This window comes from Sorangium sp. KYC3313 (assembly GCF_052075895.1).
GTDB classification, from domain to species: domain Bacteria; phylum Myxococcota_A; class Polyangia; order Polyangiales; family Polyangiaceae; genus Sorangium; species Sorangium cellulosum_B.
Map to the genome: position 1 here is coordinate 6,616,129 of NZ_CP197255.1, position 12,277 is coordinate 6,628,405.

Below are 12,277 nucleotides of genomic sequence, written 5' to 3' on the forward strand. Positions count from 1 at the left end.
GATCTCCGACCTTATGAGGGAGAACGCGCGAGCGGCTCTCCGATTGAGACACGACGATGGAACTCATCAAACCTGGCCGTCAGTTCGACTTCATGAGCAAGCGCTGGCTCTTCATCGGGCTCAGCGCGGTGCTGCTCATCCTGTCGATCATCTCGTTCATCGTGCCGGGGCCGACGCTCGGGACCGATTTCAAGGGAGGCACCGAGGTCGAGGTCGCCTTCCGGGCTCCGGTCTCGAGCGCCGAGGTCCGCGAGGCCGTCACCAAGGCGGGCTTCGACGCCCCGGACGTCGTGTCCGTCGCGGACCAGGCCAACCCGAACCGCTACCTCATCCGGGTCCACGAGGTCTCCACCCTGTCGGAGCAGCAGAAGGCCGCGGTGCGCGATCGGATGTGCCTGCCGCCGGAGAACGGCTCCGTCCCCGAGGACCGCTGCCCGCCCGCCGTGCGCGCCACCGAGGTCAAGTTCAGCCCCGGCGGCGACAAGATCTCGACGCGCTACGACACCGCGCCCGACCTGGAGGGGATCAGGAAGCAGCTCGAGGGCATCGAGGGGGTCGAGCTCAGGGCCGGCGCGAACAACCCGCTCATCGTGAGCGAGCGCGACCACAAGGTCGAGCTCCACCTGAAGTCGAAGGGCGACCAGCTGATGGATGGCCTCCGGCAGCACCTCGGCGCGGACAAGGTGCCCGAGCAGGCGCTCCGGGTCGAGTGGATCGGCCCGAAGGCCGGCGCGCAGCTGCGCGACGCGGCCATCAAGAGCGTCGCCATCACGATCTTCTTCATCATGGCGTACATCGCGTTCCGGTTCGACATCCGGTTCGCGCCCGGCGGCATCGTCGCGCTCGTGCACGACGTCGGCATCGCGCTCGGCGCGATGGTGATCACGCAGCGGGAGATCACCCTCTCCACGGTCGCAGCGCTGCTCACGATCGTCGGCTACTCGATCACGGACACGGTCGTCGTCTACGACCGGATCCGCGAGAACCTGGGGAAGCACCGCGACATGAGCTTCGCCGCCGTCATCAACTTCTCGCTCTCCGAGATGCTCGGGCGCACGATCCTCGTGTCGATGACGACGCTGCTGTCGCTCGTCATGTTCCTCTTCTATGGCACGGGCGTCATCAAGGACTTCGCGTTCACGCTCGTCGTCGGGATCGCCGTCGGCACGTACTCGTCGATCTACGTCGCGGCGCCGCTCACCGAGTGGATCGACCGCCGGTTCTTCCGCGCGAACCCGGGCAAGCGCAGGAAGGTCAGCCGCGTCCGCACGCAGAAGCGCGCCGACGCGGTCGTCTGAGCGCCTCGCCGTGGCCGCGCGGCGTGAACCGCCCCAGGCCATGGACGCACCCACCCCGTCGGTGTACCCGCTTCTCTGATGAGCACCGCCACGGAGGCCTGGAGGGAGCTCCCCGAGCGCGAGGCGCCGGCCTCGCCCGCGGCGGGGGGCGCCGCGCCCGTCGCGGATCCGGGCGAGGCGCCCGCCGAGGCGCTCGTGATGGCGCGCCAGCTGGGGCTGTCGATCACGGTCGCGGACATCCTGCACCGGGCCGGCTGGGCGCCTGACGACGCGACCCGGCGCTTCCTCGACCCGCGGCTCTCGCACCTCACGTCGCCCGACGCGATGGCCGATCGCGAGGCGAGCGCGGAGCGGATCGCGCGCGCCGTGCGCGCCGGCGAGCGGATCGCCGTCTTCGGCGACTACGACTGCGACGGGATCACCGCGACCGCCATCATGACCGGCGGGCTGCGCGCCCTCTCGGGACAGGTCGTGCCGCTCCTCGCGACGCGCACCGAAGGCAGCTACGGCCTCTCGGCGCCCGCGCTGGAGCGCGTGATCCGCGCCGCTCCCACGCTGCTCATCACGTGCGACTGCGGATCCAGCGATCACGAGCGGCTGGCCGCGGCCCGCGCGGCCGGCATCGACTGCGTCGTCATCGATCACCACCTCGTGCCGGCCGAGCCGCTCCCCGCGATCGCCTTCCTGAACCCGCACCGCGCCGATTGCGGCTTCCCGTACAAGGGGCTCGCCTCCTGCGGGCTCGCGCTCTCGCTCCTGGCCGCCGTGCGCAAGAAGCTCGGCTCGTCGCTCGATCTCCGCCCCTACCTCGACCTCGTGGCGATCGGCACGGTCGCCGACGTCGCGCCGCTGACCGGCGACAACCGCGCGCTCGTGCGGGCCGGCCTTGGCGTGCTCCAGACCGGGCCCCGTCCAGGGCTCCGCGCGCTCGCGGCGCTCGCCAACCTCGATCTCGGGCGCGGCGCGTCCGCCGAGGACGTCGCCTTCCGGATCGCGCCCCGCCTCAACGCGCCCGGTCGGCTCGGCGATCCCGACATCTCCCTGGAGCTCCTGCTCGCGCACGACGGCGTGACCGCCTCCGCGCTCGCCGCCACGGTGGAGCAGGCGCAGATGAAGCGGCGCGCGATCCAGGACGAGATGCTGACCTCCGCGCTCGCCGAGATCGAGCGCGCCGGGTTCGATCGGGATCCTGCGATCGTCATCGCGCGGCAGGGCTTCCACCCCGGCGTGGTCGGCATCGTCGCCGGCAGGATCACGGGCCGCTACGGCAAGCCGACGATCGTGATCGCGCTCGAGGGCGCGAAGGGGCGCGGCTCGGTGCGCGGTCCAGCGGGCGCGCGGCTCCACGACGCGCTCACCCGGTGCCGCGCCGAGCTCGTCGGCTTCGGCGGCCACCAGGCCGCGGCCGGCGTCGAGGTGCGCGCCGATCGCGTCGAGGCGCTCCGGGCGGCGTGGTGCGACGCCTTCCGCGAGCAGGACCTCCCGGCCGCCGCGGCGGTCGCGGCCGCCCACGTCCGGCTCGACGATCGCGACGATCCGGCGGCCGTGGCGCGCGATCTCGAGCGGCTCGAGCCGTGCGGCGAGGGCAACCGCCCGTCGTACGTCCTCGTGGCGGGCGCGGCCGTGCGCTCCGCGAGGAACCTGAAGGGCCACCTCAAGCTGGAGCTCACGTTCGCCCGCCGCGAGATCTCGTGCTTCGGGTTCGAGCTGGGCGAGCTCGCGCCGCGGTTCACCGGCAAGCGCGTCGACGTGGTGGGCCGCCTCCGGCGCGACGCCTGGCGCGGCGGGGACGCCGTCGAGATCAGGATCGAGCACGTCGCCGCGTCCGACTGAGCGTTCGCGGCGGGCCTCCGCGGCGTGCTAGCGTGAACGCGTGGCTGAGCCGCTGATCCGGTTCTCGCGTGTGCGCAAGGCCTTCGGTCCGAAGGTCATCTACCGCGACCTGAACCTCGAAGTGTACCCGGGCGAGACGCTCACCATCATGGGCGGCTCGGGCGTCGGCAAGAGCGTCATGCTCAAGCTGCTCATCCGTCTGCTCGACGCTGATGGTGGATCTATCCAGTTTCACGGTGAGGAGATCACGCGCGTGAGCGAGTCGCGCATCGCCGGGGTGCGCCAGCGCATCGCGATGCTCTTCCAGGGCGGCGCCCTGTTCGACTCGATCTCGGTCGGTGAGAACGTCGCTTACGGCCTGCACGAGCACTACCGCAACGAGATGACCGAGGCGCAGATCGCGGATCGGGTCAACTGGGCGCTGTCGCTCGTCGGCCTGCCGGGCATCGAGCAGATGCGCCCGGGGGACCTGTCCGGCGGCATGAAGAAGCGCGTCGGCCTCGCGCGCGCCATCGCGGTGCAGCCCGAGGTGCTGCTCTACGACGAGCCGACGACCGGCCTCGATCCGATCAACACCGAGCGCATCAACCACCTCATCAAGGGGCTGAAACAGGCGCTCAACGTGACGAGCATCGTGGTGACACACGACATGAAGAGCGCGTTCTCGATCTCGGATCGGATGGCGATGATCTTCCGCGGCGAGGTCATCGCGACCGGCACCCCGGACGAGTTCCGGGCGTCCACCGATCCGCATGTCGCCGATTTCATTACCGGGACCGCTCCGGTGAATGAGGACGTCCAGACGCTTCTCGGTGCGTGACGATCCCCCCGAGATCGCGCAAGATGCCCTTCTGCATGGGCAGAGCGCGCGATCTGAAGGTCGGACTCTTTGTGCTGGCGGGCCTTGTGCTCTCCGCCGTCGTCATTTTCCTGATAGGCGACGAGCGGCGGCTCTTCGACTCCTCCGTCGGCTTCACGACGAACTTCGCCGACGTCCAGGGGCTGAAGCCGGGCGCGCCCATCCGCATGGGGGGCATCGACATCGGTCACGTCGCCGCGGTCGGTTACGGCCCTGATCCGAAGGACACCAAGATCTATGTGAAGCTCGAGATCGTCGAGAGCGAGGCGAGCCGGATCAAGACGGACAGCGTCGCCCAGATCGCGAACAAGGGCCTGCTCGGCGACAAGATGCTGGAGCTCACGAAGGGGCAGAGCCCGGACTCGGTGCCGCCCGGCGGCCACATCCCCGGCGAGGTGCCGACCGACGTGATGGGGAAGGTGACCGGAATGGCCGAGAAGGCCGAGGCGACGCTCGACAACATCCAGAAGGTCTCGGAGAACATCGCCGACGAGAAGCTGCAAAGGGACCTCCGCGAGACGGTCGCCTCGGCGAACACGCTGATGAAGCAGGTGACCGAGGGGGAAGGCTACCCGCACCGCTTCCTGACCGATCCCGAGGAGGCCGAGCGCATCTCGCGCACCGTGCAGAGCCTCGATCGTCTCAGCACGGAGCTCGCGAGCGCGGTGCGCGAGGTGCGGGGGGTCGTCTCGCGGGTCAAGGAGGGGCCGGGGTTCGCGCACGACGTCATCTACGGCGACGGCCCGCAGAAGCAGATTCAGCAGTTCGGGAGCGCGGCGGACGAGGTCGCCATGACGCTGCGGGGCATCCGCGAGAGCGACAGCCTCGCGCACGACGCGCTCTATGGCGGCAAGGGCGACGGCGCCGAGGCGCTCGCCAACGTGACGGCGATGACCGGCGATCTGCGGGCGATCGTGCACGACATGAGGGCGGGCAAGGGGACCCTCGGCGCCCTGCTGATCGATCCGTCAATCTACGAGGACATGAAGAGCCTCCTCGGAAACGTGCAGCGCAACGACGTGCTCCGCGCGCTCGTGCGCTACTCGATCAAGCAGGACGAGCAGAAGCCCGCGGTCCAGGTCGGCGGCGCCACGCCGTCGCCCTAGCGGCACATCCGAGCCGCCCGCGCAAGCGCCGGAGCGGTAGCGCCTTGCGTTATCTCGGGCCGCCCTTTATTCCTCAGTGTCTCGATGCCCAGGAAGCTCGCTGACCGTCTGTCGGCCGTCGCGCCCAGTGCAACGCTCGCCATGGCGGCGAGGGCCGCGCGCCTCCGCGCCGACGGGCACAACGTCTTCTCCTTCGGCGTGGGCGAGCCTGACTTCGACACGCCGGAGCACATCCGTATCGCGGCGAAGGCGGCGCTGGACGCCGGCGCCACCCACTACACGGCCGTGTCCGGCACCTCCGAGCTGAAGTCGGCGATCTGCGCCGCGACCGAGCAGCACCGCGGCTGGCGGCCGCTGCCGAGCCAGGTCACCGTGAGCTGCGGCGCGAAGCACGCGTTGTTCAACCTCGCGACCGCGCTCTTCGAGCCGGGAGACGAGGTCGTCATCCCCGCGCCCTACTGGGTGAGCTACCCGGAGCAGGTGCGCCTCGTCGGCGCCACGCCGGTCATCGTCGACACGACCGAGGAGATGGGGTTCCGCCTTACGGCGGACGCGCTTCAGGGCGCGCTCTCTCCGCGGGTGAAGGCGATCATCCTGTGCACGCCCTCCAACCCGACCGGCTCGGCGTATGCGGAAGAGCACCTGCTCCCGCTCTTGGGCGTGCTGCGGCGCCATGACTGCTGGATCGTCGTCGACGAGATCTATGCCGATCTCACCTACGACGGGTTCCAGCACGCGTCGCTCCCGGCGCTCGCGGAGGACCTCGCGCCGCGGGTGATCGTCGTCGACGGGGTCAGCAAGACCTTCGCCATGACGGGCTGGCGGATCGGCTGGAGCATCGCGCCGGCCGAGGTCGCGAGGGCGCTCGACGTGGTCCAGGGTCAGAGCACCACGAACGCGGCGGCCGTCTCCCAGGCGGCCGCTGTCGCCGCCCTGAACGGGCCCCGCGACGCGGTGTTCGCGATGCGCGCGGCGTTCGCCCGGCGGCGCGCGCTGATGGTCGAGGGGCTCAACGCCGTGCCGGGGGTGCGCTGCAGGATGCCGGAAGGCGCGTTTTACGCGTTCGCCGACGTGCGCGGGCTCTGCGGGCGCGCTTTCCAGGGGACGACGCTCGCGAGCGACGAGGACGTGGCGACGTGGATGCTCGAGCAGGCGCACGTCGCCGTGGTCGCCGGCACCCCCTTCGGCGCGCCTGGGTACCTTCGCTTCTCGTATGCCTGCGATGAGGACCACATCGAGGCAGGCCTCGCCGCGCTTCGGCGCGCCGTCGCGACGCTCGATTGACCGCGTCGCTGCGCCGGTGCCCACGCGCGCGCTCGAAGAGCAGCGGCGCCAGTCCCCGCTCGCCCGACCGCGACGCCGCGCGGACGCGGCGGCCCGCCTGGCTCCGTGCCCCGGTCGCTCACGGGCGCCGCGCAGCCGGCGCGCGGGCCCCGTGGCCGGCTCGCTGGCCGGAGCCGCCAGACGCGCCTTCACCGGCGACCCGTCGGTTCCGGGCCTGCCCCACGGGCCGCCGGCTCCGGGTTTGACCAAGCGCCGCGAAGAAGTTCGACATCGCCAGCGAGTTCTTCTTGTCGAACGCCGATGTTTGGGTTAAAAGCGCCACGTCTTTCCGAAACGGCCGGGTGACAACCGGCTGGTATCGGGCGCATAACTCAGCGGTAGAGTGCGTCCTTCACACGGACGAAGTCGCAGGTTCAAGTCCTGCTGCGCCCACCCCGATTCGCTCCCCTGGTGAGCTGGTTCCACGCGTCGAGCTGTCTGCGTGGCCGTGCCGCTCCCAGCGGATCGCGAGCGGCTGCTTCGGAGCATCGAGCCGCCCACGCGGCCGTGCTGAGATCCCGATGCGTGCCGGCAGCGCTGCGGGCATGGCATGGCAGGGCGGAAGGCCGGTCGCCGCCGTCACGTCGAGGCGCGACAGCGGCGATGCAAGGGAACAGGCCGCTCCGGGGCCGGCGAGACGAAGGCGGTCAGCGAGCAGCGCTCGCGGCGGGCGGCGCTGCCGCCGCCTTGTCGTTCTTGCGCTTCGCGATGACGCTGGCCGTCGCGCGAAGCTCCTTCTGGAGGGGGCCGCACCTGAGGCACTTGCGCGTCCGATGGCCCCGGCATGGCTGGGGGGTGCTCAGCGCCTTGATGTAATGGAGCGCGCGGACATCGCCCTCCTCGCGCGCCCTGGCGAGCATCGCCTTGGTGGGGCATTCCGTGAGGCGGCGCAGATCGTCGGCGACGAGCAGCGCCGGCGACGCGAGCTGCCGCACGCTGCTCTCCATCAGCCGTGTGCTCGCGTGGTCCCTGGGCCAATCGCCGAACTTCGGCGCGGTCACCACCTCGTAGAGCAGGTCGGGACCGCGGCTCCCCATGTGCTTGGCCATCAGATCGAACGCCGTGAGGGCGAGGTCCGGGATGCCGTTCGCTGCCCTCAGGATGATCTGCTTGAGCTCGTCGTTCCCGGCCTCCTCGGGAGCGACCTCGAACAGCCGCTGCGCCGTGAGCAGCGCGGCCGCCATCGCCTTCTCGCGCCCCTGCGCGACCGCGAGCGCCCGGAGGACCGCAGGGTCTTCCGGATACCGCTGCGCGAGCGAGCCGAGCGCTGCGCTCCCCGCGGCCTGGGCGCTCTCGAGCTCCGCGGGCTGAGCGCGGGCAGGCGGCGCCTTCGCCGGGGCCTCGGGCTCCGCGGGCGCGAGCGCCGGCGCCGGCTCGGGGGCCGGCGCGCTGCTGCTCTCGCGGCCGCTGCTGCTGGGCGCGACGGCCGGCGAAGGGCTCGGCGAGGCGCTGGCGCCCCCCTCGAGCGCCGCCACGGCCGTCGGATCGCGCAGCGCGACCGCGCCGCAGACGAGCCCGGTCGCTGCCAGCAGGCCCAGCGCGGCCAGCGTGGCGGCCGCCTTCGAGCGGCCCAGCCCTGATTCACCGACGTGACTCACCGAGCCGCTCATCGCAGCTGCCTCTCCCGCGGAGGACCCGCGGCCTGGTCATCAACCGTAGGGATCGTCGTTCTTCGGCGGCTTCGGCGCGGCCGGCCTGGGCCTGGGCGCCGCCGGCTTGGGCGCCGCGGGCGCCGCCGTCGCCTTGGGCGCCACGGGCTCTGGCGCCGGGGGGGTCGCAGCAGGCTCCGCCGTCGCCTTGGGCGCCGCGGGCTCGGCCGTCGCCGGGGCCGCAGGCTCGGCCGTCGCCGGGGCCGCAGGCTCCGCCGTCGCCCCGAGGGGCGCGGTGGCGCTCGCCGCCGGCGCCGCCGGCGCTTCGGCGGTCGTCGTGGGCGCCGCCGTCGCGGCGGGCGCAGCCTTGTCCGTCGCTGCGGGGACGACCTCCGTCGGCTGAGGCTTCTCCGCGGGAGCCGCAGGCTTCTCCGCCGGAGCTGCAGGCTTCGCCGCGGGCTGCTCCGGCGCGGCCGGCGGGGTCGCGGCGGGCTTGTCGCTCTGCCCGAAGACGAGCCAGAGCGCGCCGCAGAGCGCCGCCGCGACCAGCAGGATCGTGAGCAGCCGCCCGGTGCCGCTGCTCTCCTCTTCCTGTGCGAGCGGAGCCTGGGCCGCGGGGGCGCCCTTGGCCGTGGCCGCCTTCTCTTCCTTGGGCTTGGCGGCCGCTGGCTTCGCCTTCGCCTGATCGTCGGCCGCCTTTACGTCCTGGCGCGCAGGCTTGCCGTGCAGATCGTCCGCCGGCGCCCGGTCCGCGACCTCGGCCGGCCTCCTGGCTGCGGCCGCCTTCGCTGGTCTCGCCTCGGCCGCGGGCGCATCGTCCCGCGCCTCCCGCTCGTTCGCCAGCTGAGCGACCGCCGGGACCGGTATCGCCGCCGGCTCGGCCAGCGGCCTGACGTGCTCCTCTTTCGGCGCCGGAGCGGGCTCGGCCTTCTTCGGCGGGGCGGCCATGAGCGGCTCCTTGGACGGGCCGATCTCGTCCAGCGAGCCGCCGGCGTCGGCGAGCGCTTGCTTCAGCAGCTCGGCCGCCTGCTTCATCATCGTCCGCTCGTCGGGCGGCGGCATCTCCTTCTCGGGGTTCGTCTGCGGGAAGAAGCCGCCGCCCTCCGCGACGTCGGCCTTCTTCGCCTCGCCCTTGCCCGCGTCGCCCTTCGCCCCGATCGAGCCGAGCCCCAGCATCGTCGATGCCCGCTTCACCTGCGCCTGCGCTGCCTTGGCGGCCGCGGGCTCGGCCTGCGGCGCGCTCGCGGTCGCCGACGGGGCCGTGATCTCCTGCACGTCGTCGCCCAGATCCCCGCGGTCGGTGATGCCGGCCTCGAACGCCGACCCGGCGCCCGCTTGCGCGTCGACGAGCCGGGTGATCACGGCCTTGGATTTCTCGTCGATCTTGATGAACTTCACGCCCATGCCCGCCGGGTGCGCGTCGCTCCCCTGCGCGGGCTCGCGCTTCCACACGACGCGGCCGACGCCGGCGATCACGGCTTGCTCGTCCTGCAGACGGATCTCGAACTTGAGCAGCGTGCCAGCGGGGAAGGGCGACGGCGTCTTGATGAAGATGCCGCCACGGCTCACGTCATGCGAGTGGTGCTCGATGAACTCGTCGACCGTGGCGCTCTTGTAGCGGACGGTCATCTGCAGCACTCTTGCTCGCGGATCTTTGCGTGTGTCCTGGGCCATCAGGGTAGAACTCCCGTCTACTTCGCGACTCGCTCCAGCGGATGTGGTCCGCATGTTACCCAAGGTTCGCCGCGAAGCCCAAAGGCTAACACGTGACGGCCGCTTTACCGAACGCAGCCATGGGCGACCGGGCGAGCATGCTGTTCGCCCGGCGCGCGTCACCGCGCCCGCGCCCCTGCGCCGCAGGGCATGGCGAACCGAGCGTGTGCGCGCGTCTCTCGTGATATGTTCGCGTCGACTGGAGAATGCGCCAGGATGGCTGTCCGGGACCACTTTCGCGTTCACGCGAGGCGACGCGTCGATCTTGGGGCGACGCTGCGCGATCGCCAGTCGATCGAGGAGCACGGCGTTCGCATCCGCGATCTGGGGCTGGGTGGCGCCGGCATCGAGCTGTCCGAGGCCCAGCTCGCGTCGGAGCTCCTGGATCCCGAGGCGTCGGTGACGCTCGAGGTCACCGCCCCGAACCTGTGGGATCCGCTGAGCCTCCGCGGTCGTATCGCCTGGATCCGCCGTGGTGCGGCGGGCCGGCCGGCGCGAGCGGGCGTTCGCTTCGAGCACCACGACGCCGGGTCCCTCTACGGCCTCTACCAGCTGCTCGGCACCGAACACTTCGAGCTTTAGCGCGGGAGGCGCCCGCTTCGGATACGGGCCCATCTCGGCGCTTTCGATGCTCGGCGTGCGTGAGTACGCCTGCGCGCCGAAAACGCCGATCTGGGCCCGTCTCCTGTGCGGGCGCCCCCCGCGCTGCGGCGGGAACGGGGAGGAGGAGGGGCTCGGCTGTGCGGGAGAGGGCGCTAGAAGGCGAACACGGGGCTGATGGTGGGGGCCAGGACGAGGCCGAGCGTTGGCCACATCAGCATCACCTTCATCTCGGCAGACACTCCGAAGTTCTGGGTGATGCCATAGACCACACCGGCGCCCAGCGCCGAGAAGTTTCGCCCGGTGATCTGGTAGGCATCGAGATTCTCGACGTAGCGGGTGTTCGCCGGACACCGGTTGCTGCTGCTGGTGCGCAGAAGATCCCCATCCTCGGTGCGGCGATCGCACACATCCACGGGCACCGAGGCGTTCACCTGGGCCAGCCCGATCGGCGAGGCGAAGGCATAGGGGCGGAACCCGCCCTTCTCGACAATCCGATCCCCCAGGAGGAAATACGTGGCGCGGAGCTCCGCATGCAGAGGCAGGAAGCTGAGCGCCTGGAGATGCGGGTTCTGCAGGTCATTGCCCGCCTCGTCCGTCCACAGGTTCGGCCGGTTCTTGGAAGACGGCGAGCCGCCGAACGCGAATCCGACCCGCACGCCGAGGAGCAGCGACAGGTCCGAGAACAGCTGCCGATCGTACGACAGCATCACCCGCCACCCAGCGAGGCTCAGGCCGCCCTTGACCCCGTTCGTTCCCTCCAGAGCCACGGGCTCGCCGTAGAACTGCCGGCCGTCGCCGCCCGGATAGAAGCAGGCGTAGGCGGCGTCGCTGCCCGAGCAGACGAAATCCGTACTGCGCACCAGGAGCAGGTCGAGCTGGCCGGAGACGCCGACCACGTTGCGGTTGCCCTTGCCCTTGCCCTTGCCCTTCGACGCCCCGCCGCCCTCGTCGCTCCCCTGCTCGCAGGTCCCGTTCACGCAGGCGAGCCCCGACTGGCACTCCTCGGTCGCCTCGCAGGCCGAACCCCACGTCTTGTCCCCGCGCGTGCCGCCGGCCTCGGGGCAGCCAGGCAGGCCTGGCGGGCAATCCTCCTTCGCGGCGCACCGCTTCGGCGGCTCCTGGCCCGGCAGCGACGGCTCCTGCTCGATCTCGTTCTTGATCGGCACCCGGTGAGGCGCCTGCATCGAACCCGCGGTGCCCACCGGATCGCCCGCCTCGTCCCTCAGGATGACGAAATACCGGAGTTCGCCGGTCGTCGTGACATCCTCGCAGGGGATCTCCACCCCGAAGCCGCGCTCGATACGCCTCATCTCGAGCGACTTCCACTTGGGCGAGCCGAACGGCTTGTAGCGGACCGTCGCCTTGGACGCGTCGATCTCCTCCGGGATCTCGACATAGACGGGCACCGGCGTGTTCACCGCCTGCTCCGCCACCGGCGTGTGGGGAATGTCGCCCGCCGCGGCCTTCGTGGCCTTGCCGCCGCCGTCGCGAGGCGCCTTCCCGGCGGCCTGCGCCTCCTTCTGGGCCTCCTTGAACGCCTGGGCCAGCTCGGTCGTCGTCAGCGCGTCGATGAGCGCCGCCTTCGGGTCGGCCTGGAGCGCCAGCACGAACTCGGCCTTGGCCTGCTGGAGCTTGTTGCCGCCTCCGTACACCGTGCCGAGCGCGATGTGCAGCTTGCCGACCACCGGCTTCGAGCAGGCGTTCTTGTCGCACTTCTTCAGGGCGTCTTTGAGCTTCTTCTCCGCCTTGTCGAACTCGACAGAGAGGTAGTCATCGTCCATCGCCTGGTTGTGCAGCTTCATCGCCTCCGCGTCCTTTGCGCCGGCGGCGCCGGCGACCGCCGGCGCGCCGAGGACCCACAGCGAAGTCAGTGCAGACGCGAGACGAGCGCGGCGTGAACGACGGAAAAACACGGGTTCAGACCTCCAGGGTGTGCTGGGGAGGGGCTCTTGC

9 protein-coding genes and 1 tRNA gene are annotated in these 12,277 nt (G+C 71.2%); 7 read left to right on the plus strand and 3 right to left on the minus strand.

Annotation, left to right across the window (positions count from 1 at the left end; translation table 11 throughout):
* Positions 1-56: 56 nt before the first annotated feature.
* The 6 genes from secF (at position 57) to ACSRUE_RS25775 (ending at position 6,812) form a co-directional block, all read left to right on the plus strand.
* Positions 57-1,298 (plus strand): protein translocase subunit SecF, encoded by a 1,242-nt coding sequence (gene secF / locus ACSRUE_RS25750; protein WP_441285906.1) that lies wholly within the window; start codon positions 57-59, stop codon positions 1,296-1,298.
* Between the two features lie 78 nt (positions 1,299-1,376).
* Positions 1,377-3,131 (plus strand): single-stranded-DNA-specific exonuclease RecJ, encoded by a 1,755-nt coding sequence (gene recJ / locus ACSRUE_RS25755; RefSeq protein ID WP_441285907.1) that lies wholly within the window; start codon positions 1,377-1,379, stop codon positions 3,129-3,131.
* Positions 3,132-3,171: 40 nt separating this feature from the next.
* Complete coding sequence (locus tag ACSRUE_RS25760; protein WP_441285908.1) at positions 3,172-3,951, plus strand: ABC transporter ATP-binding protein; 780 nt, start codon at positions 3,172-3,174, stop codon at positions 3,949-3,951.
* A gap of 35 nt (positions 3,952-3,986) precedes the next feature.
* Positions 3,987-5,096: an MlaD family protein gene (locus tag ACSRUE_RS25765; RefSeq protein WP_441285909.1), complete on the plus strand. Its 1,110-nt coding sequence runs from the start codon at positions 3,987-3,989 to the stop codon at positions 5,094-5,096.
* 141 nt (positions 5,097-5,237) lie between these two features.
* Positions 5,238-6,380 (plus strand): pyridoxal phosphate-dependent aminotransferase, encoded by a 1,143-nt coding sequence (locus ACSRUE_RS25770; protein WP_441285910.1) that lies wholly within the window; start codon positions 5,238-5,240, stop codon positions 6,378-6,380.
* A 360-nt stretch (positions 6,381-6,740) separates the two neighbouring features.
* Positions 6,741-6,812 (plus strand) — tRNA-Val (locus ACSRUE_RS25775).
* A gap of 254 nt (positions 6,813-7,066) precedes the next feature.
* Here ACSRUE_RS25775 and ACSRUE_RS25780 read toward each other — a convergent pair.
* Together ACSRUE_RS25780 and ACSRUE_RS25785 are read right to left on the minus strand one after the other, a co-directional pair.
* On the minus strand, positions 7,067-8,029 hold the full coding sequence (locus ACSRUE_RS25780) for a hypothetical protein (RefSeq protein WP_441285911.1): 963 nt from the start codon (positions 8,027-8,029) through the stop codon (positions 7,067-7,069).
* A gap of 39 nt (positions 8,030-8,068) precedes the next feature.
* Positions 8,069-9,637, minus strand: coding sequence for a TIGR02266 family protein (locus tag ACSRUE_RS25785; protein ID WP_441285912.1), 1,569 nt, complete (start codon positions 9,635-9,637; stop codon positions 8,069-8,071).
* A gap of 300 nt (positions 9,638-9,937) precedes the next feature.
* On the opposite strand from ACSRUE_RS25785, the gene ACSRUE_RS25790 reads away from it, so the two are divergent.
* Positions 9,938-10,303, plus strand: coding sequence for a PilZ domain-containing protein (locus tag ACSRUE_RS25790; RefSeq protein ID WP_437766855.1), 366 nt, complete (start codon positions 9,938-9,940; stop codon positions 10,301-10,303).
* Positions 10,304-10,476: 173 nt separating this feature from the next.
* Here the strand turns inward: ACSRUE_RS25790 and ACSRUE_RS25795 are convergent, their stop codons facing one another.
* Positions 10,477-12,126, minus strand: a complete 1,650-nt coding sequence (locus ACSRUE_RS25795; RefSeq protein ID WP_441285913.1) for a hypothetical protein — start codon at positions 12,124-12,126, stop codon at positions 10,477-10,479.
* Positions 12,127-12,277: the final 151 nt, after the last annotated feature.

Excerpts from the sequence above, each read along its gene's own strand:
- ACSRUE_RS25790 (WP_437766855.1), top strand. The coding sequence starts at position 9,938 with ATGGCTGTCCGGGACCACTTTCGCGTTCACGCGAGGCGACGCGTCGAT.
- ACSRUE_RS25765 (WP_441285909.1), top strand. The coding sequence starts at position 3,987 with ATGGGCAGAGCGCGCGATCTGAAGGTCGGACTCTTTGTGCTGGCGGGC.
- ACSRUE_RS25770 (WP_441285910.1), top strand. The coding sequence starts at position 5,238 with ATGGCGGCGAGGGCCGCGCGCCTCCGCGCCGACGGGCACAACGTCTTC.
- ACSRUE_RS25785 (WP_441285912.1), bottom strand. The coding sequence starts at position 9,637 with ATGACCGTCCGCTACAAGAGCGCCACGGTCGACGAGTTCATCGAGCAC.
- recJ (WP_441285907.1), top strand. The coding sequence starts at position 1,377 with ATGAGCACCGCCACGGAGGCCTGGAGGGAGCTCCCCGAGCGCGAGGCG.
- ACSRUE_RS25795 (WP_441285913.1), bottom strand. The coding sequence starts at position 12,126 with ATGAAGCTGCACAACCAGGCGATGGACGATGACTACCTCTCTGTCGAG.
- ACSRUE_RS25780 (WP_441285911.1), bottom strand. The coding sequence starts at position 8,029 with ATGAGCGGCTCGGTGAGTCACGTCGGTGAATCAGGGCTGGGCCGCTCG.
- secF (WP_441285906.1), top strand. The coding sequence starts at position 57 with ATGGAACTCATCAAACCTGGCCGTCAGTTCGACTTCATGAGCAAGCGC.